Source organism: Trichocoleus sp. ST-U2 (assembly GCF_039961875.1).
Taxonomy (GTDB): domain Bacteria; phylum Cyanobacteriota; class Cyanobacteriia; order Cyanobacteriales; family FACHB-T130; genus FACHB-T130.
The window spans coordinates 23288-47528 of the sequence record NZ_JAMPJY010000002.1 but is presented as its reverse complement, the minus strand read 5'-3'; the positions used below and the strand labels follow the sequence as shown (position 1 = coordinate 47528).

Annotated in this window: 24 protein-coding genes; 12 read left to right on the top strand and 12 right to left on the bottom strand. The window is 47.1% G+C overall.

The features are described from left to right. Positions 1–704 precede the first annotated feature (704 nt). The 3 genes from NC996_RS01485 to NC996_RS01475 form a co-directional block, all read right to left on the bottom strand. Positions 705–1748 carry an SGNH/GDSL hydrolase family protein gene (locus NC996_RS01485; protein ID WP_190685543.1) on the bottom strand — a complete coding sequence of 348 codons (1044 nt, stop codon included), beginning with the start codon at positions 1746–1748 and terminating at the stop codon, positions 705–707. Between the two features lie 311 nt (positions 1749–2059). Continuing rightward, on the bottom strand, positions 2060–3523 hold the full coding sequence (locus tag NC996_RS01480; RefSeq protein WP_348259966.1) for an S-layer homology domain-containing protein: 1464 nt from the start codon (positions 3521–3523) through the stop codon (positions 2060–2062). A gap of 182 nt (positions 3524–3705) precedes the next feature. After that, positions 3706–4551: an XDD3 family exosortase-dependent surface protein gene (locus tag NC996_RS01475; protein ID WP_190685537.1), complete on the bottom strand. Its 846-nt coding sequence runs from the start codon at positions 4549–4551 to the stop codon at positions 3706–3708. A gap of 589 nt (positions 4552–5140) precedes the next feature. Between NC996_RS01475 and lepB the strand changes: the two genes are divergently transcribed. Beyond that, positions 5141–5665, top strand: a complete 525-nt coding sequence (gene lepB / locus NC996_RS01470) for a signal peptidase I (RefSeq protein WP_347277787.1) — start codon at positions 5141–5143, stop codon at positions 5663–5665. 76 nt (positions 5666–5741) lie between these two features. Here lepB and NC996_RS01465 read toward each other — a convergent pair whose 3' ends face one another. Beyond that, positions 5742–6290 (bottom strand): ComEA family DNA-binding protein, encoded by a 549-nt coding sequence (locus tag NC996_RS01465; protein WP_190436667.1) that lies wholly within the window; start codon positions 6288–6290, stop codon positions 5742–5744. A 31-nt stretch (positions 6291–6321) separates the two neighbouring features. Next, on the bottom strand, positions 6322–6705 hold the full coding sequence (locus NC996_RS01460) for an NINE protein (RefSeq protein ID WP_190429123.1): 384 nt from the start codon (positions 6703–6705) through the stop codon (positions 6322–6324). 258 nt (positions 6706–6963) lie between these two features. Between NC996_RS01460 and NC996_RS01455 the strand changes: the two genes are divergently transcribed. Further along, the gene (locus NC996_RS01455) at positions 6964–7278 is read left to right on the top strand and encodes a hypothetical protein (RefSeq protein ID WP_190685532.1); all 315 of its coding nucleotides are present in this window, start codon (positions 6964–6966) and stop codon (positions 7276–7278) included. 107 nt (positions 7279–7385) lie between these two features. Next, positions 7386–7709 carry a DUF1825 family protein gene (locus NC996_RS01450; RefSeq protein ID WP_190410546.1) on the top strand — a complete coding sequence of 108 codons (324 nt, stop codon included), beginning with the start codon at positions 7386–7388 and terminating at the stop codon, positions 7707–7709. Between the two features lie 43 nt (positions 7710–7752). Here NC996_RS01450 and NC996_RS01445 read toward each other — a convergent pair whose 3' ends face one another. Further along, complete coding sequence (locus tag NC996_RS01445; RefSeq protein WP_190410545.1) at positions 7753–9672, bottom strand: PBP1A family penicillin-binding protein; 1920 nt, start codon at positions 9670–9672, stop codon at positions 7753–7755. A 324-nt stretch (positions 9673–9996) separates the two neighbouring features. Between NC996_RS01445 and tyrS the strand changes: the two genes are divergently transcribed. From tyrS to NC996_RS01425, 4 genes are all read left to right on the top strand, one after another. Beyond that, positions 9997–11205 (top strand): tyrosine--tRNA ligase, encoded by a 1209-nt coding sequence (gene tyrS / locus NC996_RS01440; RefSeq protein ID WP_190530204.1) that lies wholly within the window; start codon positions 9997–9999, stop codon positions 11203–11205. A gap of 67 nt (positions 11206–11272) precedes the next feature. After that, complete coding sequence (pyrF, locus tag NC996_RS01435; protein ID WP_190685529.1) at positions 11273–12025, top strand: orotidine-5'-phosphate decarboxylase; 753 nt, start codon at positions 11273–11275, stop codon at positions 12023–12025. Further along, a complete protein-coding gene (locus tag NC996_RS01430; RefSeq protein ID WP_199300529.1) occupies positions 12022–12645 on the top strand; it encodes a hypothetical protein in 624 nt (207 codons plus the stop codon). Before pyrF ends, NC996_RS01430 begins: the two co-directional genes overlap by 4 nt. Positions 12646–13249: 604 nt before the next feature. After that, on the top strand, positions 13250–14104 hold the full coding sequence (locus tag NC996_RS01425) for an exosortase-dependent surface protein XDP2 (RefSeq protein WP_190685526.1): 855 nt from the start codon (positions 13250–13252) through the stop codon (positions 14102–14104). Between the two features lie 354 nt (positions 14105–14458). Here the strand turns inward: NC996_RS01425 and NC996_RS01420 are convergent, their stop codons facing one another. Together NC996_RS01420 and NC996_RS01415 are read right to left on the bottom strand one after the other, a co-directional pair. Then, a complete protein-coding gene (locus NC996_RS01420) occupies positions 14459–14833 on the bottom strand; it encodes a hypothetical protein (protein WP_348259965.1) in 375 nt (124 codons plus the stop codon). 36 nt (positions 14834–14869) lie between these two features. Further along, positions 14870–16006, bottom strand: a complete 1137-nt coding sequence (locus NC996_RS01415) for a peptidylprolyl isomerase (RefSeq protein ID WP_190410540.1) — start codon at positions 16004–16006, stop codon at positions 14870–14872. Positions 16007–16201: 195 nt separating this feature from the next. On the opposite strand from NC996_RS01415, the gene efp reads away from it, so the two are divergent. The 3 genes from efp (at position 16202) to NC996_RS01400 (ending at position 18104) form a co-directional block, all read left to right on the top strand. Beyond that, a complete protein-coding gene (gene efp, locus NC996_RS01410; protein WP_190410539.1) occupies positions 16202–16759 on the top strand; it encodes an elongation factor P in 558 nt (185 codons plus the stop codon). Between the two features lie 145 nt (positions 16760–16904). After that, a complete protein-coding gene (accB, locus tag NC996_RS01405; protein ID WP_190534991.1) occupies positions 16905–17423 on the top strand; it encodes an acetyl-CoA carboxylase biotin carboxyl carrier protein in 519 nt (172 codons plus the stop codon). 327 nt (positions 17424–17750) lie between these two features. After that, entirely contained in the window at positions 17751–18104 is a 354-nt protein-coding gene (locus NC996_RS01400) for a metalloregulator ArsR/SmtB family transcription factor (protein WP_190410537.1), read from the top strand. 8 nt (positions 18105–18112) lie between these two features. Here the strand turns inward: NC996_RS01400 and NC996_RS01395 are convergent, their stop codons facing one another. From NC996_RS01395 to NC996_RS01385, 3 genes are all read right to left on the bottom strand, one after another. Next, positions 18113–18763: a GerMN domain-containing protein gene (locus NC996_RS01395; protein ID WP_190440428.1), complete on the bottom strand. Its 651-nt coding sequence runs from the start codon at positions 18761–18763 to the stop codon at positions 18113–18115. A gap of 89 nt (positions 18764–18852) precedes the next feature. Further along, positions 18853–19671 (bottom strand): DUF2993 domain-containing protein, encoded by an 819-nt coding sequence (locus tag NC996_RS01390; RefSeq protein ID WP_190440425.1) that lies wholly within the window; start codon positions 19669–19671, stop codon positions 18853–18855. Between the two features lie 194 nt (positions 19672–19865). Then, positions 19866–21674, bottom strand: a complete 1809-nt coding sequence (locus NC996_RS01385) for a proline--tRNA ligase (protein WP_190440422.1) — start codon at positions 21672–21674, stop codon at positions 19866–19868. A gap of 78 nt (positions 21675–21752) precedes the next feature. On the opposite strand from NC996_RS01385, the gene NC996_RS01380 reads away from it, so the two are divergent. Beyond that, positions 21753–23186 carry a 1-acyl-sn-glycerol-3-phosphate acyltransferase gene (locus tag NC996_RS01380; RefSeq protein ID WP_190440419.1) on the top strand — a complete coding sequence of 478 codons (1434 nt, stop codon included), beginning with the start codon at positions 21753–21755 and terminating at the stop codon, positions 23184–23186. Between the two features lie 12 nt (positions 23187–23198). On the opposite strand, the gene NC996_RS01375 is transcribed toward NC996_RS01380, so the two are convergent. Then, positions 23199–23390, bottom strand: a complete 192-nt coding sequence (locus tag NC996_RS01375; protein ID WP_190685520.1) for a hypothetical protein — start codon at positions 23388–23390, stop codon at positions 23199–23201. Positions 23391–23626: 236 nt separating this feature from the next. On the opposite strand from NC996_RS01375, the gene NC996_RS01370 reads away from it, so the two are divergent. Further along, positions 23627–24106: an orange carotenoid protein N-terminal domain-containing protein gene (locus NC996_RS01370; RefSeq protein WP_190410531.1), complete on the top strand. Its 480-nt coding sequence runs from the start codon at positions 23627–23629 to the stop codon at positions 24104–24106. Positions 24107–24241: the final 135 nt, after the last annotated feature.

The following is a 24241-nucleotide window of genomic DNA, read 5'->3' as shown; positions in this document are numbered from 1 at the left end:
TCTCTACTATCATCCTTCTGTCTTTCTAGGTAGCAGACAATAGGAATTTTTACATTTGTAGAGGTGTGGGAACGCCCAAAACTTGTAATTTTTTAATTAAATTATATGAGTGGCAATTTTCAGTTAGTTCAACTATCTATCTCCAGCTATATCCAGCTTGGAGAAATTCTGCAATTTTTATAGGCTTCAAATGCCAACGGTAGGAGAATTATGTCAATTAATCCATCAGATGTGACTGCCACAATCTCTTTTCAATATTGCCTAATTTTCCACTGCAAGACTGGCTATATATCATCCATCTCGTCCTTTTTTTTGCGGTCACTTGTTTGATCAATTATTAGAATTATTAGAATGATTCCTCGTCCCTTTAAAACTCGTTAAATTAATTCAAATCATCGATGCCTCAACCGCTCTATCTGCTTGGAGATGAGAAACATTGTATAATTTCCTTCTTCTGCCAATTATCTTCACTAAATAATTTTCCTATTCAAGTATCTAACACTTGCCGTGAGTTAAAGACCTATCAGCACTCGCTTAAAACCAATACTAATTGTGTAAATTATTGATAGACTTATTCAACTTAGAAAATCTATCATTTGAGGCCAGAAGTCCCTAAAATCTAAAAAGTATCAAGTGTAAAACATCAAGGATGAACGGTGAATTTGGCTTTAACAGGAACGCCTTCATCCTTGAGTCCTCATCCTTTATACTTCAGTCTTTATTGAGCTGGCTTTTTTCGGTTTGCGCCGCTTCAGCGAACCTGCTCCTAAAGCACCGACTGCTAATACACCCAATGCAGAAGCCGGTTCCGGAACGCTTTTTTGAGGTTCGGATGCGGGTGTCAGCGCTGCAAATGCTAAGTCTGCCACTAGCTTATGACCAGCGGCTGTGGGATGGATGTTGTCCCAGAACAAATAACTGTCTGGGTTATCGCATATATCGTAGGTGGAATCTTGGGGACCCTCGTAGTTGGTTAGGCAAGAGTCAGTCACATTTGTGAAACCAAATGTCTCTTTATTTGTGATGACATTGTTAAATAAAGAATTGATATCGAGAGATTTGAGCTTGATTCCGTCTAATGACTTGCTCAATTCACCAAGACTATAGCTCAAGCCCGAGTTATGGAATTCGGTCAACTGGTTGAGACCGTTGGACATGGCAATACCGCCACTAAGACCGACAGGAGCCTTTCCCAAATCTGGTAAATTAGCTACGAGGAAATTTCGAGCGCCGATTTTGAAAAGCGATGTTACCGCTGCCGATATATTCTTGACAGGCTCAGTTGGATCTGTAACGCCACCACCGAGGTAATCATTACCACCAGCCCATACTATATATAGAGCTTCTGAGTCAGCAGACTGCTTGGTTTTCGCCAAATCACTCTTAAACCAATCGATCTCCGTTTGCAATCCCGGTAACGGACCAGCGACGTTATTGGTTCCTGAGGTAGCACCACCGAAAGCGAAGTTAATACTGTCACTAGAGTTAGCTCCTCCCGCAGTGACCAGAGCCGGAGCTAATCCCAACTTATTTGCCAGAGCATCTACCCAAATCGGGCCATTAGAAAAGCGTCCCTGATAGTAGGGTGGAGCTTTGGGAGAAGATCCTCCCGTTAGATTGAAAACATTTCCAGTATCGGAGAGGCTGTCACCAAAGACGTAAATTCTATCAAAGGATGCCGCTACTGCCTTAAGTGGCAATAGGAAAGAAAAAAGAACAAATCCTGTGGCTAGAATTTGTTTTTTCATAGTGATCTCTTTCTCCGTAGTTTCTGCTACATTTTTCTCAACTGTATAAACTTTTGTATAAAGTTCTTACAAACTTCTCCCAAAATAGTGTGAAGTTTCTGTGAATTTAAGGATAAATTCAGTAAAAACTCAAGGCGGTAGTACTATAATTTATTTTTTTAAGAGTTTTTTATATAGATACTGAAGCTGCCTCCACTTACGCTTTTCAAGGGGAGCTGTTGTATTCCAAAAAATGCGCGAAGCGATCGCTTACCTCCAGCAAGGGCTTTGCCTAATTGCGATCGCTTCATTGACTGTTTTTGATTGTCAAGCTATTGATTAGCAGAACTTGACGGTGTAGGCTCCGGCGTAGATGTCGCTGATGGCTGGCTCTGTTGACGCTGGCTCTGCAAAGCATCTTGAGCAGATACCCCTTCACCTTCAGCGCCAAAGTACCAGACAGCTGCCGCCGCCTCAGCCCTCGTCACGGGTTTTTTCGGCTGGAACAGCGTTGTATACCCAAAAACCCGCCGGATATTTGCCAATTCCCCATTTTGAAAATCTGCCAATACCGCCCGCAACGCCTTCGGCTCAGTTTTACCTGCATCCTGAAATCCCCACGTTTGCTTCACCGCGTCAACCGAAGCGGTGGGCAAGGTTTGGCGGGTGTCTAGGGGCACTTTCCAGAGAATCAAGTTTTCGCGGGTAAGCGGTGCATCGGGGCGAAACAACACAGCGGTAGCATCACCCGTCAATCGGCTGGGAATTAAACCTGCCTCCGCTAAACCTTGAATTGCAGGAAAATCAGGGTCGCTGCGGGGAATATCCTGGAAAGCCGGTTGGACATCTGTTGATGCTAAACGGATTTGCTTGCCCGGACTATTGCTATAAATCTGATTATTCGCAGCTACCAGCCAACGCGCATACTGGCGGCGGGTGATGGTTTTATTTGGCTCAAACTGTTCGCCTGCGGCTGAATTACTCTTGGAACCACCAGAGTTGAGCGAAAGTACCCCCAATGCTGCCAGGTTTTCTACGTACTGACGTAATTCTTGGGGTGCTTTGTTGATATCTGTAAATACAGAGGGTTGAGAAGGAGACCCCGGCTTGTCTGTTGTTGCCTCAGTCGTTGGCTGACTGGCGACCTCTGAGTTACTGGATGACGGTGCTGCTGCTGCGCTGCCGTCGCGGACATACTGAATCGTAAATTGTGTAGTACTAGCTGCACTACTCGCTGGACTATTAGCAGCAGTCGCTGGAGTCGGTGAGGGTGTTGAGATAAAACTATTACTACCCGAACCTGACTGGATGGAGACGGTAACTTTCAGGTTATTCTGGCGAGCCACTAAGATATCGGTTGGGGGAACAGCACCCTCCTCAGTCTCAGTAGTCTCAGTTGGCTGACTCAAAACTTCCCAGTTATTCGATTGAAATTCCTTCTGGTAAAAGGTTTGGACAGAGTTGCTGGGGTCAGAAGTCGTCCAACGAAGGGTCTGTCCTTGATTGGGATCGGATGTTGATGGCGTGACTTCTTGCAGCTGAGCCGCTGGATAGACGGGAATCTCCGATGGGAAATCAGAGGGGAGTGCAACAAGCGTTTCGTTCGGAGAGTTATTTTGAGATGGCAACCCAAACGCAGCCGGATTGTCCTTAAGTTTAGGGTCTGCTGCGAGCGATCGCTCTAGTGCTTCACTGTTGGTACTATTGGCGCAAGCACTTAAGGAAATCAGCAAGCAACCAATAAATCCGGTAAGTATAACAGGACGTTTAGACAACACAGGGCAAACTGGGAACACGTTTTACTTTCTACGCTAGCGCAGAAAGTAAAACGTGTTCCCAGTCAGTTCAATATCATTTTTTAGCACCTTGTCTAGATGTACCTTACCCAAACAAGGGGCGTTGCACATTGGACGGATGATAATTTCGCGCTCATACACTAAGTTTTTCTTTGCATATGAACGCGAAATAAACCCGAAAATCAACGGCGCTTACGCAGTTTGCTGCCCAATACCAGACCTACTACAGCGATACCAGCGATTCCAGAAGGTTCTGGTACATCCTTAAGATTTCCTTTCAGGACAACCCCATCATTACCGCACTCAATAAAAGTATTAGCAATGTAGTTACCGCCTTCAAACAGAGACTTGCTAAACTGGAACCCAATCGTCTGAGAACCACTTGCGGAGAATTTAGCGAAGTCAAGTCCAGCAGTACTCAATGCAGAGGCAGTGAGCATGGTAATGTCACCCACTTTTGTCCCTGAACCAATTACATTAAGAATGGAACCTTCCCCGAAGTATGCATAAGCATCCGTTTTGGTAGCCAAATCCGTGCCTTGAGTATTCTCCCGATCCCATCCAGAATTATAATATTGCTTCAAACTGCTATATCCGTCGTTTGTTGCAGTGACGCTAGCAGCTTGAACATTTTGGTAGACGCCAGTGCTGGAAACCATTGAATCATTAGTTGCTGCAAAGCGAATTCCAAACAAACTCTTTGCATCACTAGCAGCTTTAAAAGTTTTATCAGTGAAATTAAAGAATAAATCTCCCCAACCAATGTTTTTGTCAGCAGCGCCACTCGCGTAAGTTCCTGTCAAGGACGTACCACCAGTCAGAGCGACAAAAATGCTGTCACTGGTTTCCTTGATTGCCATCCCTTTAATTTCATAACCCGATCCACCAGAGCCATCATTAAAAGCATCAATTCCATAGTTCCAATCTTTGTAGATCGTTCCTGCGTTAGCCTGCTGCCCAGTTACAGATACCAAGCACAGAGCCGCCGCAGCGCCAGCCATTAAGGTTGCAAAATTACGCAATTTCATATTATGAAAGCTCCTTCTATTTACCCTAAATTAAATCCCCCTTAATTTGTAACAATAACCTTATGGATTGTCTCTAGATGATTTCTCGTAACTTTGAGATTTTGCGGAAATCCTAAAAGCAAGAAAATTTCATAAAGATGGATCTATTAAATCAGTACTTCTCTATAAAAATATAAAGGTAACTTTTTAGAGTCAGTAAACCTAGTTAAACTAGAACAAAGATAAGTTTTAAAGATTGAGAAATATTACACCCTCCTGAAATCCAATGGATCTAAACCAGAGGTCGCATGGTATCTTGGCTGAGAGCTGAAATAAACCAGACTATCTCTGTGGCTAACAACGCCAGATATTTTTAGTTGAAACTTCTATGGCATCTGAGGAAAAGGATTTAGCAGCCGTCAACGAATCTCCACAATTTGCTACCTCAAACTCGACCCAACTGGGACTTCCGTCTGAGATTCAGGCAGATGCTTCTTCCCAGGACGGAGTCAATCAAACTGGGGCAGTTGTTGCTGAGAAGACAAAACAGGGGCAACCCAAAGGCGTAGATTCCGGGGGACATAAAGAAAAAAAGGCAGCAGGAGGGGGAATATGGGAACAATTAAGAGAAAACCTGCAAATTCTATTGATTGCCTTATGTTTAGCCCTTTTTATCCGAACCTTTGTTGCCGAACCCCGCTATATTCCCTCTGATTCTATGCTGCCGACCTTGCAAGTGGGCGATCGCTTGGTAGTGGAAAAAATCTCTTATCGCTTTCGGGCACCCCACCCAGGCGACATCGTAGTTTTTGACCCTCCCCAAAAATTGCAAATTCAGGGCTATGCGAAAGACCAAGCCTTTATTAAACGAGTGATTGGCACACCGGGTCACGTCGTTAAAGTTCAAAATGGTAAGGTCTACGTGGACGACTCGCCCCTCCAGGAAGACTACATCGCAGAACCCCCAGAATATCAGTGGGGACCAGCGCTGGTGCCTGAAGACCAGGTATTAGTCATGGGAGATAACCGTAATAACAGCAACGACTCCCACGTTTGGGGCTTCTTACCCCAAGAAAATATCATTGGTCGCGCCTTCTTCCGCTTCTGGCCTCTTAGCCGGATTAGCCGCACTTAAGTCAAAGTTTTGAGTGATGAGTTTTATGTGTGTTCAATTCAAAACTGAAAACTCATCACTTTTCCCGATAACTTATTCAAAATCGCAAATAATGCATTAATTGGGCAGTTAGATTTCCAGGAAGCGATAGGCGTTGCTGGAAATTAACTAGGTTGCGGTACGACCCCGCAACGAGACGATTTTGCACTACTGTTACGGCGAGAACCGCGTCAATCAATGGAATCTGCATCAACTCTTCGACAGACGCCGTATTCGGGTTGATGAGTTGCGGCGTTGCCAAACTAGAGTCGTCGTAGTAACAAAATCTAATCACTGCCTCTAGAGGTTTTAGCCGAGCGGGTGGCATTCCTAGTGCTGCTGCAATATCCTCGATGCAGAAAAACTGAACGCCAGATCGAGCGAGGGAAACGAGCGATCGCGCTTGATGAATTGATAAGCCTGGTAATCTCAGCCAATCGTCTACACTTGCCTGATTTGCATCAATCTTGATACCAAGTTCCGCTGCGATCGCAATTTCTTGAGTTGATTGCAGGCGGTAGTAGGGATCGTTCAAAATCCTGCCCCGAATTGACTGCAAATTTGGATTTAATCGAGCTGCGGGTGGTAGCCATTCAAAAAGTGCCATAAACCAGTGCCATCAAAAAGTGCCATAAATGTCAAGCGATGCGATCGAGCCATTGACGGCGCTTTTGCTCAAATTCATATTCTGAGATCAGTCCCTCTTCCCGCAGGCTGTCCAGTTGGCGCAATGCATCTGCGATCGCACCCACCCGATTGGGATCGACGCCGACGGAGGAGACAGCCGGTTCCACGCCCAAATTAAAATTTCGGTCAAACTCATCCCCATCTTGGACTAAATACCAAAACCCTTCAATCGCGCTAGCAATCCGAGGAATCGGTGTCCCCCACGACAAGAGCAAATAAGCCAGACCCCATACCGGCTGTCCCATATAAAACTTGTGGAATCCAGCAACGGGTATCACTGCCCCCACCAACGCCAAGATAGCTGCAACTTTTCGATTTTTTGCCTTTGTTAACATGAACCGCACCACTCCATGACCCCTTGGCTCTTGCTTGCAGACTGATTTCCTGCTTCCTGAAGCTGCTGCCAAATTTTACTGCCAAATTTTCCAGAAAAAAGCTTAGGGAAAGCAGAGAATTTTCCTATCGAGACCATACTTGCGATGGAAGCAATTGTCTTCTTCCATAATATTGATTTTTTTCCTTGAGAAGGCTTGCAGATGCTGGGCGCTGATAATTACTGAGAACCTGGATAGACTTTCCTTAAAAACTTGTCAATGGTAAGTAGGCGATCGGATGCCATCTTGGACAATCGGTATTGCTATCAGACTCGGCTTCATTTTGCTGCTAGCTATTTTTTCTGGCAGTTTCATCACTTACAATCATCTGCCAAACAATCATCCATTAAGCAAAGTAGACATCAGCGTCGCCAACCCACAACTAAACGACAAAACAAGCTGCTGAGACTGTTGAGTGGGGATAGGGCAGCTGCAATGCGGCTAGTGGAGCGGTTAAAACAGAGGCATCCAGGTAAATCAGAGGAATGGTATTGGGAAAAAGCGATCGAGGATTTAGAGCGCGATCGCCGTTAATACGGAAAACCGAATATAACGGAAACATTGGGCTGCACTAAAATGATACTCAAAGCAGTAAACTTCTCCTCGGCGGGGAAGCCCATTAACGGGAAAAAGAAAAGGCTATGGGATTTTTTGATTCAGAAATTGTTCAGCAAGAAGCCAAGCAGCTATTTGAAGATTATCAATCCCTGATCCAACTGGGAAGCCACTACGGCAAATTCGATCTCGAAGGAAAAAAGATTTTCATTGAGCAAATGGAAGCCATGATGGATCGCTATCGCGTCTTTATGAAGCGATTCGAGCTATCTGATGACTTCATGGCTCAAATGACAGTACAGCAGCTACATACCCAGCTTGGTCAATTTGGCATCACTCCAGCTCAAATGTTTGACCAAATGAACCTCACCCTAGAGCGGATGAAATCCGAACTGTCCAAGCAACCCTAAAGATTTTGGATTTTGGATTGAATCCAAAATCCAAAATCTCAAATTATGAGCGGGGTCGCTCAAATTTGGAAGGCGATGGGAAGTATTGCACGGGTTCGCCAGACATAGCCGTTGACATAAAATCGCGCCAGATCGGAGCGGCGTACTGGCCCCCTGTAACACCACCGCCTAAGCTGCGGTTGTTATCCTTGCCAATCCACACAGCCGTTGACATTTGCGGGACATAGCCCACAAACCAAACATCTTTCTCTAAAGAAGTCGTACCCGTCTTACCAGCCGCCGGACGACCTATCTGTGCAGCTTTCCCCGTACCGCCACTGATCACCCCTTGCAGCACTTGAGTCAGAGATGCAGTCGCCCACGGGTCTAAAACCAGACGGGGTTTAGGAGTGTTATCGAGCAACACATTGCCTCGGCTGTCTGTTACCCGGACAATCAGCGTGGTGTCAGAATGCCAGCCATTACTGGCAAACGTGGCATAGCCGCCAGCCATTTCCAACGGCGTTACACCAATCGCTCCCAGAGGCAAGGAAATCACCGGCTCAATCGGACTCTTAAAGCCAATCGTCCGCAAGGTTTCAATTACCTTATCCAGCCCCACAGACCGTCCGATTTTCACCGCAGGCACATTCGCAGAGACGACGAGGGCTTGGCGAATGCTCATCGCACCGGAGTAGCCGCCGCCGTAGTTTCTAGGAGAGTAATAGCCCCCTCCATCTCGATAGCTGACTGGCGAATCGTAGACCGTGGAATAGGGCGAATATTTCCCAGTCGCGAACGCCGTATAGTAAACAAATGGTTTAAAGGCAGATCCTGGCTGGCGTAGCGATTGGGTTGCCCGATTAAACTTACTTTTTTTGTAATTAACCCCGCCAACCAAGGCTTTCACAAAATGCGTCCGAGGATCGACTGCCACCAGAGCAATTTGGTTGTTATAAACTCCCCAACCCTGAAGTCTTCTATGCCAACGACTGACCTTTTGTTCCGCCATCCGCTGGAATTTGTAGTCGATGGTAGTTTGGACTCGCATTCCCCCTTTTAGCACTGCATCCGGGCCAAAGCGCTCTTTCAACTCAGCCACGACTGCATCTGTGATGTAAGGTAGTTCGCTGGTTTGCCAAGAAGTCAGCTGACCCTTTTTAATGGTTAGCTTGCGGGCGGCTGCTTCCTCTTGGGCTGTAATCCACCCCAACTCTTTCATCCGACCCAACACCTGCGCTTGTCGCTGTTTGGCGAGCTTGTAGTTGGTGAAAGGGCTGTAGTCTTCTGGAGCCTGAATCATCCCTGCCAACATTGACGCCTCTGCCAAGTTGAGGTCGGCAGCTTTTTTGCCAAAGTAGCTTTCAGATGCGGTTTGGGCACCGTAATTGTTGTGACCCCAATACACCTGATTGAGGTACATTTCTAAAATTTGGTCTTTCTTAAAGATTTGCTCCAAACGAATTGCCAGCACAGCTTCAGCAATTTTGCGGCTAAAGGTACGCTTGCGAGAGAGAAATAGGTTTTTCACCAACTGCATGGTGATCGTCGAGCCGCCCTCAACAACCGAACCCTTCTGCCAGTTTGCTCGGACAGCACGACCAACGCTGTTGGGGTTGATGCCTTGGTGGAAGTAAAAGTGGCTATCTTCAATTGCGAGAACCGCCCGCTTCAGTTCAGGAGAAATTTGGTCAAGGGGGACGATTTCGCGATTGGCTTCGCCGTGGAGACTGGTGAGGTGCTTGCCCTTAACATCGTAGATGTAAGAAGTTTCAGTAGGCGCATAGCTGCGGAGAACGCGCACATCTGGCAGGTTACGGAAGCTAATTGCTAATCCAACCAGTCCACCAGCAGCTACCGAACTGGTAAGCATGGTGATGCCGAGGAGGGTTCCGCCCGTTGCTTTCCCGACTCCCTGCATGAACTTAAAAATCGGTGGGACTGGCTCTCGCGAGTGTTTGTCTTGAATAGTGCTAGACGACACGGGGATTTCACTTCCTCACTAAAAAATGTGGGACTTGGATGTTGTGCGACTGGATAGGGCTTTGCTGATTGAAATTACAAAGACTTTCCAGGGGCAGCCGGAGGGACGATTTTAAAATCTGTCCGGGAATGCGATCGGGAGGTTAGACCGGGGAGGAAACTGATCTGCTATAGCATCATAAGTGCAGCCTGTTCCTAAAATTTTGAAATCGGGCATGGAGATTTTAACAATTTTTGCAAATTATACTAATCTGATTTGCCTTGAACTTGCATTAAATACAAATATAGTGATTAGTTACCATACCCGATTGAGTTTTGGCAAAGCATGACCGCTAGTGTATCATCGGCAAAAACGCCTCCAGAAGCCCTCAGTTGGCTCTATCGCGGCGTCAGCGAAATTTTTCCCAATCAGCCTGATTCTTCTGACCCGGCGGAGAATTTGGCTCAACGGTTAGCGCAGACTGACCGACCTTTGCGGGTGAAGTATGGGATCGATCCGACAGGTGCAGAGATTCACCTCGGTCATACTATCCCCATGCGAAAGTTGCGATCGCTTCAGGATGCTGGTCACACGGCTGTTCTAATTCTGGGGGATTTTACGGCTCGGATTGGCGATCCAACGGGGAAGTCTGAAGTACGCCGCCAGCTGACGGCGGAGGAAGTGGCTCAAAATTCCCAGACGTATCTGGATCAGGTGCGTCCAATCCTGGATTTCGATACGCCGGGACGGTTGGAAATTCGTTACAACTCCGAGTGGCTGGGCAAACTAGATTTGGCAAAAATTCAGGAATTACTCGCCACGATGACGGTGGGACAGATGCTGGCGAAGGAGGGGTTTGCTCTCCGTTTTGAACAAGAAAATCCGATTTATCTGCATGAGTTTCTCTACCCATTAATGCAGGGTTATGATTCTGTAGCGGTAGAAGCGGATGTGGAGTTGGGAGGCACCGATCAGAAATTTAATATTGCCGTGGGGCGAGATTTACAGCGGCATTTTGGTCAGAAGCCTCAGTTTGGGGTGTTGATGCCGATTTTGATCGGGACAGATGGCGTCCAGAAAATGTCGAAGTCTCTGGGCAATTATGTGGGGCTATCGGAACGCTCGACTCCGATGTATCAGAAGCTGGAAAAGATTCCAGATGAGCTGTTGGAGCAGTATTTTGAACTCCTGACGGATCTGCCTTTGGATCGGTTGCCAGAAACTCCGCGCGATCGCCAGCAAGAACTTGCGTTCGAGATTGTGAAGCAGTACCACGGTCAGCAAGCAGCTGAGGAAGCAAGGAAGGGAAAAACTGACGATGTACCGGAATTTTCGCTTTCGAGCGTGCAATTTCCGGCTAAGTTTTTCTACATTGTCAGTGCCAGCGGTCTGTGTAAAAGTAGTTCGGAAGCACGGCAGCGAATACAAGAGGGTGGCGTGCGACTAGATGGCGATCGCGTTGACACGATCGATCTCGTCTTTGACACGCCCGAACAACTAGCCGGACGCATCCTGAGTGTGGGGAAAAAGCGATTTGTCCGCCTTGTAAGCTAAGGTGAGCGAGTGAATTGAAAAATTCACTCTGGTTGCCAAGTCGATTTTTTCAGCCTTACTCCTACCCGTGAACCCAAATCCTACTCGCCTAGAATCCCCTAAGTCAGTCACAGAGCGCATCATCGTGCCGCTGGATGTGCCGACAAAGGAAGCCGCGATCGCTCTCGTCGATCAATTGCCCCAAGTGTCATTCTGGAAGGTGGGGTTAGAGCTATTTGTCAGCAGTGGGCCGGAAATCTTAACGGCGCTCAAAGACCGGCAAAAGCGAATTTTTCTGGATCTGAAGTTTCACGATATCCCCAACACGGTTGTTGGGGCTTGTCGCGCCGCTGCGCGCTACGGGGTGGATTTAGTGACAATTCATGCAACTGCCGGTCGCGGTGCCTTGCAGGGGGCAGTAACAGCGGCACAGGAGGGCGCACAGGAGGTAGGGGTGACACCCCCCAATTTAATTGCGATTACGCTGCTGACCAGTCTCACCTCGCGCCAGCTAGCCTTTGAGCTAAAAATACCGCTAGAACTGCCAGAGTATGCCTTACAGATGGCGCTGCTAGCCAAAGAAGCAGGGCTGGCTGGGGCAGTTTGTTCCCCCCAAGAGGCAGACCAGCTGCGGCAGACTTGCGGCGATGATTTTCTGCTGGTGTGTCCGGGTGTGCGCCCCTCTTGGGCAGAAGCGGGAGATCAGAAGCGATCGCTCACCCCCACCCAAGCTTTCCAAGCAGGCGCTGATTACTTGGTAATCGGACGTCCGATTACCGCCGCCTCTGACCCTGTTGCGGCTTGGGCAAGAATTTGCGACGAGCTAACAGGGGTTTCATGAACTCAGGTCGAAAGCGTCAGTTGTTAGAAATTAGGCAGTTACTTCTGATTTCTGGCTGTTCGCTGTTCGCTGCATTCAGCACTCAACCGGGACAAGGAAAGTCCGCCCCTGCACTCAACAGTAACAGGGTTTCTCTGCCCCGGCAGCTTTCTGCTTGCCCCAATAATTTAGAAAACCTCACACTTCTACTCCTGCGCGATTTACCCAGTTATGCGAATCGGGTCAATCAACGTGCTCGACGCCGCAGCAGAAAAGTTGATATTTCTTCTAGTTCGGTGATTATCGCTGGACGCCCGGAATTTGAGCCGCTTAGCCTGGGTCCCGGTCAATATACCCCAACGACTCCAGCCGAACTGGCCGCAGCCCCCAAGCAGCTATTCATTACCACCTTGGAGCGACAATATACGGCTGGCAAGGCAATTGAATTACAGCAGTATCACTGGCTATTTCTGGCTCAAACTGACAGTGGTTGGAGCCTAGCACTCATGTTTTCCCGTACTGGCCCTTCTCCGGGAGGACGACCCCCTACACCGCCGCGCGATAGCAGTAATGGCATCATTGGTCAGGCAGTTCGGAATTGGTTGCAAGATTGCCGGGTGGGAAAAGTGCGATCGCTCTAAATCTCCGAACTCTCACGCATAAGAAGCGAGCATTTTTTTGACACTTCCGTAACTTCAACGGGAATTCATCCATCTTTTACTTAAATGATGGTTAATTTCTAATGCGTCTCAGTAATTTTTTCTCAGTAATTTCATCATTATCTGCAAGTTTTTACTTGAGTGCGTAATTCTAGCTTTTGAAAGTGCGATCGCTATCTATCTAAAGTCTTACTTTTATACGTAATTCCTTTTAATAAAACTTCTGTATCTCTAACAACATTTTCAAGGTATCCGAAATTTTACGCACAGCAAGAAGCATTCTAATTTTAATTTCCGTAGCTTCAAGGATGACTTAATTAATCTTTACTCTTAGGATGAAATAGTGCCGATTTATCAAGGATTTAGCTAAAAGAACTAAATTATTTGAGAAAGTTGGCAGTTTAATTTAGATGAAATAGCAGAAAAGCAAAACTTTAGCTAAATGACTAAAGTTTTAGCTTAAACCTACATCGCTAAAGTTTGGCTTAACGAGTTGCTGTGGATTGGGAGAATCTGTCACTGAAAACCTTCAACTAATACCTTTCAACAACGTTTCTACATGAGCACCTACCAGAGGATTAAAAGAATGAATTTTCAGCGTACATCAACTTTTCTATGCTTAGCCGTTGGAACAGCCTTCACGATTTCTAGTTCAGCGCAAGCTGCAAGCTTCCAAACCAACGTTAGCCAAAAAAGTAACTCTGAGGCAGATATTTGGCTTCAGTCGATTACTCAGAATAAAGTCACAATTGATAGTTTTAATCTGGTTAAAGAGGCTAAAATAATCTCCAATACTGCTATTACTCTCACAGGCAAGAAGGGAGAAACTGCCAATCCAGAAGCCGGTGGTTACAACAATAATACGGGGGCTGCTAGCACAGAGAAAGGCGATAAAGCTAGTAAGCCAAACGGTGTTGAAGTATCTGGAATTAAGAACCCAACCAATACTGATATTGCTACTTATCTAGGCAACCAAAACCTCAACAACATTATTGATACTGAGGATAAAGGTTCCTTTAGTATCAACCTTTTCTTCAATAACCTAGTTCGTGCAGATAAGACAGGATTAGACAACCTCTTTTTCTGGGAACGAGGCAAGAACAGCGATCTAGGTATTCAAGCAATTGACAAAGCTGGCAACCTCATTGGTAATTTTCTAAAACTCAAGCGAACCGATCAGTTTGCCGCAGGTTATAGCATTGACACAATGGAAATTAGTGGAAGTCAACAGGTTGGTTCTTGGGGAGTTAGCTTAGCGCAATTAGGAATTACTTCTCTAGCAGGTATCCGAGTAACAGCAGACGCGAGTTACGATGGCCCAGACTTTAAAGTAATGGCTAGAGAACAAAAAGTTCCTGAACCAGCCACGCTTGCTGGCTTGGGATTGGTAGCTGGATCGTTGATGACAATTCGTCGCCGTCGAAGCCGTAAAGCTAGCTAGGCTTTAGAGAAGATTTACGTTCATAAAGACTGAGTGAACATGAAAATGAGGGCTAGAAAGTGGATAACGCTTCTAGCCCTCGTTGTCTAGTTGCTGATACTAGAATTCGTCTGGAGCTACACCTACCATTATTGCTCCTGAAGGCAAAATACCCGACTTCGAGGGAGAAGCCGGGTATCCAAACCGCAAGCATCTGACAACTCTAATCGGATTACTATAGAGGCGCAAAAACTTAAAGCGGATTTGCCAGAAAATAAGAGAGCAAAGGGAATCAAATTGCTTCTCATCTATTCCACACAAAAACGCGAACTGACAAGTCAGCGCTTCGCTATCGCTCTATTTCCTCACTTCACGCTAATTTCTATCTGAAGCAGAATCCCGCTTCAGCTTAGGAAAGCGGTAAAAGGTATCTCCATCAGCATCTACTTCTGGCAGCACCCCAAACATCTGCACCTGACGATCCAGGTATTCCTTCGCTAATGGGACATCTACTCTTGCTGCTGCTGTCAATTGAATGAGTGAAATACAACTATCTTGAGCTTCCAGCAATTGATAAAAAGAATTTTCTAGCTGCATCTGCTGCTGTCGTTGCTGGGAGGCATTGTAAAACAACCAACCCGCCATCACACTGACGGTAACGACAAAAATTACCTCAACAATTGCCATAAATTTCCCGACCTTATAGCAGAGAGGGTGGGCGATCGCGCAATGCTGGCATTGCCGTCCCACCCACCCTATTAATAGCTCTTTATCGCCCTGTGATGTTTATGCGGCTTGTGGCTGGACTAAATTCTCCACGCCCTGGATTACTTTAGCCGAGACAATCTTGTCGCCTGCATCGAGTTTTTCCAGAACTTCTTTGCCTTTCGTTAAATAGCCAAAAACTGAATATCTCCCATCCAACAGGTTACGACCGGCTGGGGTTAGTTCTGGCTCAAACAGGAAGAAAAAGAACTGAGAAGAACCTCCGTTGGGTTCTGTTTCCGGACGAGCCATTGCTAAGGCACCATAAGCTGAGAAAGGAAGCACGGGTAGGTCGAGGTAACGCCCCGCGTCTTCTAAGGTGATGCCATAGGTGGGTTCTTTATCCCCTCTCGCCAGCACTTCTAACGGAACCGCCCGGTATTTGCCGGTTTCTGGGTCAATAAACCCCTGATCTGGGCCGGGAGGATCTCCCACTTGCAGCACGTAGGAGTCTTCGGCGCGGACAAATTCTAGCCCGTCATAGAAGCCACGCTGGACTAAATCCACAAAGTTACCCGCAGTCACGGGCGCACTGTAACCGTCTACTACTAGGGTCAGGGGGCCTTTCTCGGTTGTCATTTCTATGGTGGCGCGTCCCTTGAGTTGAGGCAGATTACTGTACGCTGAGGGCACCTCGAAGGGGAATCCCGGCACCATTAGCTCTTCTAGCTGACCCACGAGATCGAGAACGTTGCCCCGTTCCGCCTGAGTTTGGTCTTTATCTTTGGCTTCTACGGTTTCTCGAAGCTTCCCAAATTGTTCTTCCATCTTCGCAATTAGGGCTTCTGCTTGAGATTTTTGCGACGGAGAGACGCCCGCGAGCAAGTCGGAGGAGCGATCGCTTAAAATTCGAGATGCCTTGCTAACATCGCTGGCGATCGCACTCCAACGCTTACTTCGCAGTTGTATGGAAATATCTTCTAAATCGGCTTGCATTTCCCGCACTGCTTGATTGTCAATGGGTAGGGCATACCGTAACAAAGCTTTACCATCTGTGATGGCATTTCCCGATGGCAATCCACTATCACGGGCAGTTTTGCCAGAATCCCACCAAGCAGCGCTGAGTCCTGCTGAGAGTGTCATCATCAGCACTACTAAGACGCCTGTTAAAGCCAAGCGTTTGAACCAATCGAGCGTGGAACGGTTTGAATCAAGCATAAATTAATTCCTGCATGCTGCTTTCCCGACTGCGGTTGAAGCTTTCACGCTTACCAAAAACTCCATTTTTAATCTTGCCACACGGGTGTCCCGACCCAGCGACATTAGACGCAGCCGATCGATCTACGAGTAATAGGAAGAACCTCCGCTCGCGGTAAAATGAGGTGCCGATTGTTCTCCCCTAGATAAAGATTCATGATTTCGAGTAACGACTTTAGAACTGGCGTCACCATTGAATTAGATGGAGCTGTGTGGCGGGTAGTGGAATTTCTCCACGTTAAGCCAGGGAAAGGAGCTGCGTTTGTCCGCACTAAGCTAAAAAATGTGCAGTCAGGCTCCGTTGTGGAACGAACCTTCCGGGCCGCAGAAACGGTGCCCCAGGCAAATCTGGAAAAGCGCACGATGCAGCATACCTACAAAGAAGGCGACCAGTTCGTGTTTATGGACATGGAAACCTATGAAGAAGCAAGCCTGAATGCGGTTCAGATTGGCGATCGCGTAAAGTACCTTAAGGAAGGGATGGAAGTGAACGTCATCAGCTGGGGCGAGCAGATCATGGAAGTGGAACTGCCCAACTCCGTAGTGCTGGAAGTGACGCAAACCGATCCCGGTCTCAAAGGCGATACCGCCACTGGCGGCTCGAAACCCGCAATCGTGGAAACAGGTGCCCAGGTGATGGTTCCCCTGTTTATCACGGTCGGAGAGCGGATCAAGATTGATACCCGTACCGATACCTATCTGGGTCGAGAATAATGCAAAAGTTTTTAGTCAGTGGTCAGGGGTCAGCGGTACAGAAGAAACAACCAACAACCAACAACTGACACTGACCTTGAGACGAGATTTACCCTTGTCTCTACCAAGCAACAATTAATCACTGACCACTGACATCCTTTTTCTCATGTCCATAGACTTCAACGATCTCCGTGAACTGCTGGCAGCGATCGCGCAAACCGATATTACAGAGTTGACACTCAAAAGCGCTGATTTTGAACTCACCGTGCGGAAAGATCCGCGCGGGGGTTTGCCGGTCTTGCCACCCGCCCTGGCAGGGAGTGGGAGTCCCGAAGTCTCGGCTCCCCCCTCCCAGGCATCTCCGTCCATGCCGTCCAGCCCGAACTTAGAGGCGGTGCCACGAACTGCCCCGCCGACCGCTGCTGGTTCTCCCATTGATAGAAGACTCGAAGATGTCAAATCACCGATGGTGGGGACGTTTTATCGCGCTCCCTCACCGGATGATTCTCCATTTGTGGAAGTGGGAGATCGCATCCGTACCGGCCAAACCGTCTGCATCATTGAGGCAATGAAGCTGATGAATGAAATTGAAGCCGAGGTGTCCGGTACGGTGATAGAAGTTTTGGTTCAAAACGGCGAACCTGTTGAGTATGGTCAACCGCTGATGCGGATTAACCCCGAATAACTTTAGCGTTTGTCAACGTTGCGCGGAGGCATCTGCCATGAATCGCCCAAAAAGTTTATTTCCAAAATTTTTCTATTTTTGGAGTAAACTTTTTTGTATAATTTAATTGTCTAAAAAATTCCTTCTAAATAATGGAAATATCGATTAATTTTGCTAAATACGCATATTTCCATTATTTAATTCTACGAAGTTTCCTTTAAGAAATCGTATCTAAAGTTACCCGGTTTACAATATTAATCAACAAAAGAAATTTAACAATTACTAAATAGTTATTAAGCAAAAAACATCATATATAATCAGGATGAACTATCATTTCTGGTTAGTCTCATGCGACAAGCTTTGTCTGTACCACCAGAAGTTGTACAACAACTTGCAGAGTATTTCAGCATCTTGAGCGAACCAATGCGGTTGCGGATTTTGAACTTCCTGCGCGACGACGAGAAATGCGTACAAGAATTGGTTGAGGCAACACAAACCAGTCAGGCTAACGTTTCTAAGCATTTAAAAGTGATGCTGCAAGCCGGTATCCTGAGTCGCCGCAGCGAAGGGACATCGGCTTATTACAAAGTGGAAGATGAGTTGATTTTTGAATTATGTAACTTAGTTTGCGATCGCCTTGCCGCTCGGATTGAACAGCAAGCCCGTCACTTCCGTGACTTTAGCTTAAGCGCGAGAAAGTAAACAAAGCCCTATAAATCAAAATTTTTCTCAAAGTTTTGGCGAGTCAGAGGCTGATTGAGTTCCAACCCTTCACCGCCCAAAACTTCCAACCTTTTTCCCTCTACATCAATCCAAACATTGGTATTGGGATTGATACTGGTGGCTGTATAGAGGATTTGCGCCACGCGACCTGTCATCGAGGCACTACCGCCACCAGCAGTAAATTCTTGGGACAAATCTACGTGAACACCATCCTCCCGAACATCCAGATTTCGTAGCTGCGTTCCCTTGGGAATCGTGCTGCTGTAAGCCGGATCGTTCGGGCCTGCCAACAAACGATTGAACGCACCTTCTAGAATGTTCTCAGACTTAACTCCTGCCTGTATTTTGACCGGAGCGGGCACCACCTCAATCTTGCTACCACTACTCTTGAGCCAGTAAACTTGAACCGTCTTCTGACTAGATAGTTGCTGAGCGGACGGCTGCACAGAGGGTTGCACAGATGGCTGCACAGACGCCTGAGGCGAAGTAGTCGGTTGGATAGCCGTAGCTGATGGTGTTGGTGAAGAGTCTCTCTTTGCTGCCTGTTGTTCCCCTGGGCTACAAGCCGCCAAAGCCATCGCCAAAACACTAACGGCGATGCCAATCCCGATTCGACGGCCTGGTTGTTGAATTTTCATATCAATTTCCCTCCTTAAAATTTATTTGGATGCTGGTGAGGAGGTTTTGTTGAGGAATACAGTGAAGACGAGCGCTGCTCCGGATAATTCTAACGCGGCGTAGATGCGGAAGCTGTGTCTGGCTTTTCTACCCTCACAAATGCAGCTAACTCTAGTTGTTCCTGATTTAAATCTAATTTTAGGAGTCGGGCAGCAATCCCTCTATCTTCCAAGGTGCGTAGATCCAAGCGGCTATTGAGACCGGACACGAAGGAGGCAACCAGGAGGGGTGGCACTGGCATCCCATTGACCAAGACATTTGGCTCGATCAATTGCAACTGATGCTCAGACACGATACCTAGCCCTGATTCCACCGAGACAACCAGTTTATCTGCATTTTCCGGCTCCTGCAATTCCAACTGGAAACGCAGCCGGTTATCTCCCAGAAATTCCACTTGAGGATTGACAAACTCATAGCGCTGAACCAGCATATCAGCGTTGCTGCCAAGAATGCGGCTTCCCAGTTTACGCAATTGAGCGCTAACGGCGGGTGACTGTAAAGCTTGATTAATATCTTGCTGGGTAATCACCAAACGCACCCCAGCTTGTAAAGGTTCCTTCAACAATTCGGTCGGTCGCACTCGCTTCTGCCGGAGACGCGCCACATCCAGGTTAATGGGGTCGGTTTCTATTTCCAGCTCTGCAATCCGGAATTCTGGCGTTACCCACAACCCTCGCCCACCAATCCGCACTCGCTCAACTTTTCCTCGCACGATTTGGAAATTTGGAGCATTGTCAACGCGGACTTGCAACTGCTCCACTTTATCAAACCGTGAACGAATGGCATTTGCAGCGATGCGGTCAATGGCAAAATTAACAGGGGAAACGAGAACAAGCAAACCAGATAAAAAAATTGCTATAAATTCCATAGTTGTCGCTTAAATTTTCTGGTGCACAATTACGTGATTTTCTAAATTCACGCGCACAGACGCAAAGTTTTTAGGAGTGATAAAAGTGATAAAAGCGCCTTGGCATCAAATGCTCATCCAAGGTTTTTTTGAAGCGTAAAGGCACAAAGACACAGAATGAGAACCTCGTGTCTTTGTGCCTTTGGGGTGAATTGTTATTGATTTAAAGCAGCATCAATCCGCTGCTTTAAAGTGGTCGCGACTTCCTCCACAGGAATTTCCTGAGATTTGCGAGTCGCCCGTTCAACGACTTCCACTTTACCGCTATTGAGCGATCGCCCGGTTACGATTCGATAGGGTATCCCGATTAAATCGGCATCTTTGAACTTTACTCCCGCTCGTTCATCGCGGTCATCTAAAAGGGTTTCGATTCCCGCTTGATTCAGCTGGGTGTATAGTTTTTCGGCAACTTCCACTTGTTGGGCGTCGCTGGTGTTGGGAACTGAGATGATGACGTGATAGGGCGCGATCGCAACAGGCCAGATAATTCCATCTTTGTCATAAGATTGCTCTACGGCTGCCTGCGCTAACCGCGAAACACCCAGACCATAACAACCCATTATCAGGGGAATTTCCTCACCTTGTTCGCTGGTGTAAGTGGCTCCCATTGCTTGAGAATACTTGTTACCTAGCTGGAAAATGTGCCCCACTTCAATGCCACGGGCAGTACGGAGTGTTTGAGCGGGATCGTGAGTTGCGCGATCGCCCGGTCGTGCCTTGCGGATATCTACGACTCCTTCTGGTAACTTAAACTGCTTGCCCCAATTAGCACCGACAACATGGTATTCCAAGTCGTTAGAACCTGTGACGAAGTTTTTTAGCTCGACCGCAGTTTTATCGACAAACCGCAAAAACCGGGGAGCTAAATTTTTAGCCGAACAGATGTAATCGTCTGCAATGTCGGGGGCGATATAGCCCAAAGGTAGAGGTCTCGTCGCCCACAGTTGCTGAAGCGCCGCCGCTGGAACCTCTACAGATAGCACTGTTTTGGCTTGGTATTCCGGTGCCAATTTTGTCAGAGCGTTGTGCAACTTTACCTCATTAACTTCTTGGTCGCCCCGGATACTAATCAGTACCAGCACCGTCAAGCCGTTGTCATAAACTGCCTGGTAGAGGACGTTTTTCACCACTTGAGTCGGCGAACACTTGAGGAATCGACAGAGTTTATCAATGGTATCGGCGTCCGGCGTCTTCCGCTTCTCATAAGTGTTAAACGGAGATGGTTCGATGTCAGCAGGTAAAGAAACCGCTTTTTCCACATTGGCGGCGTACTTGCCATCTTCGGTGTAGAGAACTTCATCTTCCCCGGCTTCAGCCAGTACCATAAATTCTTGAGAACCAGACCCCCCAATCGCACCGGAATCAGCTTCTACAGCACGGAAGGCTAAACCAGTCCGGCTTAACATCTTGCTGTAAGCATGGTGCATATCCTGATAAGTTTTTTTCAAGCTTTCTTCATCGACGTGGAACGAATAGCCATCCTTCATGATGAATTCCCGTCCTCGCATCAAACCAAATCTTGGGCGAATTTCATCCCGAAACTTAGTTTGAATTTGGTAGAGGTGCAGAGGCAACTGGCGGTAGGAGCGAATCATATCACGAGCGATCGCTGTAATCACTTCCTCATGCGTTGGCCCCAGCCCCAGTTCCTGCTCTCGGCGGTCTGTCAGGGCGAACATGATCCCTTCAGCTTTGGTATAAGTATCCCAGCGCCCCGACTGCTGCCACAATTCAGCGGGTTGTAGTTGCGGGAGTAGACACTCTTGTGCGCCGGTTGCATTCATCTCTTCCCGCACAATCTGAGAGATTTTTTGCAACACCCGCCACATGAAGGGTAAATAGGCGTAGATACCGCTCCCGATGCGACGAATGTAGCCTGCACGGAGCAGTAATTTATGGCTGGGGATTTCCGCTTCCGCCGGTTCTTCCCGCAGAGTGACAAAAAACATTTGTGACAGTCGCATCGCTGGTTCCCTCTACAGATTGGATAATCGATATCTCAGTTAAGTCTAGAATGTCCACAAGTTCACAAGAAAACCACTTTGCCCGATTTAATGAGTGCGGCTCAGCCTCCTCTAGAATTTATTCCACCGGCGCTCAACCCCCTGGTTTTACGAGCCGCCCAACAAGTGCTACCTGGCTGCATACGTTCCCAAACAGCGATTACCCAAATTCAAGCAGAAAACGTTGAGATTTTAGTCGATTTATATCGCCAATTTCAGGATGGGAAGATCCGCTTTATGATGGCATTTCGCCATCCCAGAGTTGAAGATCCGCTGTGCATGAGCTATCTGCTTTGGAAATTAGTACCGCGGCTGGCACGAGAAAAGGGTATCTCACTACAGCACCCGATTCATGCCCACTTTCTTTATGACCGAGGGATTCCTTTATGGGCGGGAGCGCACATGGGCTGGCTCTATTCTCGCTTAGGTGGTACCCCTATCCATCGCGGTAAGGCAGACTGGATGGGATTGCGTTCGGCGCGTGACCTGTTTACCAATGCTCGGTTTCCGATAACCGCTTCCCCAGAAGGAGCCACCAATGGTCACAATGAGATTATCAGCCCTCTAGAACCCGGAATCGCACAATTAGGCTTTTGGTGTGCTGAAGATTTGCAGAAGGCTGGACGAGGGGAGCAAGTTTTAATTGTGCCAGTGGGCATTAAATACCGTTACGTCGAAGCTCCCTGGAAAGAGATAGAAAAGCTTTTAGGCGAATTGGAAGTAGCGAGCGGTTTGCCAGAAGGGAAGTTGAAGGGCGAACAAGAGTTGAAGGGTGAAGGTTTGAATTCATCTGCTAACCTGCAACCTTTCCAAGCTTCTCTCTACCAGCGGCTGTGTCGTCTAGGCGAACATTTACTCTCTTTGATGGAGGAGTTTTACACTCGGTTTTATCATCAAAATTTGCCAACTGTAGAAGCGTCACAGAACAATGCGAATGAAGCTTTGGCGATTCGACTTCAAGCACTACTGAACGTGGCGTTAAAAGTGGCAGAAGAGTATTTTAACCTGCCATCCAAGGGAAGTGTGATTGACCGTTGTCGTCGTCTAGAGGCGGCTGGCTGGAATTATATCTATCGAGAAGACCTGAAGAATATTAAAGCGCTGTCTCCCTTAGAACGCGGATTGGCGAATCGAATTGCTGAGGAAGCCAGCCTTCGGATATGGCATATGCGGTTGGTAGAAACTTTTGTAGCCGTAACTGGACAATATGTTCTAGAAAAACCAACCGTAGAGCGTTTTGCCGAAACTACCTTACTTTTATGGGATATGGTAACTCGAATCAAAGGCAGCAATCCCTTCCAGCGTCCTCGATTAGGTAAGCAACGGGTAGAGATGAGTGTAGGGCAACCCATCTCGGTTTCAGAACGCTACCCAGTCTATCAGGCAAATCGCCACGGTGCGAGACTTGCAGTAACTGATTTGACTAAAGATTTGCAACACGCGATGGAAGGTTTGATTGCTTCGGCTGGATGAAATCCCCAGTTCTTAAATAAGTTGGCTCGTAAAAATCCGCAGGATGGCATTTATAAAATCTTGCGGATCGCGAGTAATAATTTCATCCAAATTATTCATAACGGCTGTACTCAGGACAAACCCAATTAATTTTTGCAATAAATGCTGAAAAAGAATTTCAGCGTTGAGTTTCCTGGTGTTTTCCCAACCTGCGAAAATCTCCAAGTTTATTCCATCCGGCTACTTAATAGCGAATGACGACTGCTCTGCTTACGTCTTCCTTTAGTTAGAAATCTTGTGATATCTTTGCCATCTTATTGATGGATTTCTAATGGGGATCATATCTGTCTCTAGCGGGGTTAAACTTCCATGATTTATTCGTTAATTTTCTTTAAGTAAGTGAAAACCTGTTTCTTGAACAAAAGAGACAAAGCAATTATTAATTTTCCGGAGGGTTAAGTATGACATCAGGCACTTTACACGCATACGATCAAGGGAAACAAGCTTTTCAAGGCATGGATGTAGATCAGCAGCTTGCCGTGCTGTGGTTTGTGTACACCAAGATGGGTAAATCTGTTACACCAGCCGCTCCAGGTGCTTCTGGTTCTGAGATTGCTCAGGGATTGTTCAATCAAGTTAAGGAACTATCCCATGAAGAACAGCTGCAAGTTCAGCGTGACATTGCTTCTAAAGCGAATACACAAATTAGCCGCGAATATGGTTCTCTGAGTCCAGAAACCAAACTAGCGTTTTGGTACTTTTTAGCGCAAGGAATGGATAGTGGTACCATCATTCCGATGCCTCCTAACTATGAACTTTCCCAAGCTGGAAAAGACTTGCTAGCGAAAATTGAAGGAATGGACTTCCAGCACCAAATCGATTTTCTACGCGGTGCGGTGCTACCGATGGGTGCTGAGGCTGCTGGGGGTTCTGACATCTAGAAAGAATATTTAATTTCCTGTTGAATTCCTCCTTTATACCCCCGCTATGTTGTTAAGCAATTAGCGGGTTTTTTTACTGATATTTTGCACGAATCCGGTAGCCTACTCGAAATTCAAATTCCGGGGTAACAGCTC

What these genes read in the sequence shown, in the direction of transcription:
- NC996_RS01450 (WP_190410546.1), top strand. Translation starts at nt 7,386, where the DNA reads ATGGGATTTTTTGATTCAGAAATTGTTCAGCAAGAAGCCAAGCAGCTA.
- NC996_RS01385 (WP_190440422.1), bottom strand. Translation starts at nt 21,674, where the DNA reads ATGCGACTGTCACAAATGTTTTTTGTCACTCTGCGGGAAGAACCGGCG.
- NC996_RS01430 (WP_199300529.1), top strand. Translation starts at nt 12,022, where the DNA reads ATGAACTCAGGTCGAAAGCGTCAGTTGTTAGAAATTAGGCAGTTACTT.
- tyrS (WP_190530204.1), top strand. Translation starts at nt 9,997, where the DNA reads ATGACCGCTAGTGTATCATCGGCAAAAACGCCTCCAGAAGCCCTCAGT.
- efp (WP_190410539.1), top strand. Translation starts at nt 16,202, where the DNA reads ATGATTTCGAGTAACGACTTTAGAACTGGCGTCACCATTGAATTAGAT.
- NC996_RS01395 (WP_190440428.1), bottom strand. Translation starts at nt 18,763, where the DNA reads ATGAAAATTCAACAACCAGGCCGTCGAATCGGGATTGGCATCGCCGTT.
- NC996_RS01485 (WP_190685543.1), bottom strand. Translation starts at nt 1,748, where the DNA reads ATGAAAAAACAAATTCTAGCCACAGGATTTGTTCTTTTTTCTTTCCTA.
- NC996_RS01400 (WP_190410537.1), top strand. Translation starts at nt 17,751, where the DNA reads ATGCGACAAGCTTTGTCTGTACCACCAGAAGTTGTACAACAACTTGCA.
- NC996_RS01475 (WP_190685537.1), bottom strand. Translation starts at nt 4,551, where the DNA reads ATGAAATTGCGTAATTTTGCAACCTTAATGGCTGGCGCTGCGGCGGCT.
- NC996_RS01425 (WP_190685526.1), top strand. Translation starts at nt 13,250, where the DNA reads ATGAATTTTCAGCGTACATCAACTTTTCTATGCTTAGCCGTTGGAACA.
- NC996_RS01455 (WP_190685532.1), top strand. Translation starts at nt 6,964, where the DNA reads ATGGTAAGTAGGCGATCGGATGCCATCTTGGACAATCGGTATTGCTAT.
- NC996_RS01370 (WP_190410531.1), top strand. Translation starts at nt 23,627, where the DNA reads ATGACATCAGGCACTTTACACGCATACGATCAAGGGAAACAAGCTTTT.
- NC996_RS01460 (WP_190429123.1), bottom strand. Translation starts at nt 6,705, where the DNA reads ATGTTAACAAAGGCAAAAAATCGAAAAGTTGCAGCTATCTTGGCGTTG.
- NC996_RS01390 (WP_190440425.1), bottom strand. Translation starts at nt 19,671, where the DNA reads ATGGAATTTATAGCAATTTTTTTATCTGGTTTGCTTGTTCTCGTTTCC.
- accB (WP_190534991.1), top strand. Translation starts at nt 16,905, where the DNA reads ATGTCCATAGACTTCAACGATCTCCGTGAACTGCTGGCAGCGATCGCG.
- NC996_RS01465 (WP_190436667.1), bottom strand. Translation starts at nt 6,290, where the DNA reads ATGGCACTTTTTGAATGGCTACCACCCGCAGCTCGATTAAATCCAAAT.
- NC996_RS01415 (WP_190410540.1), bottom strand. Translation starts at nt 16,006, where the DNA reads ATGCTTGATTCAAACCGTTCCACGCTCGATTGGTTCAAACGCTTGGCT.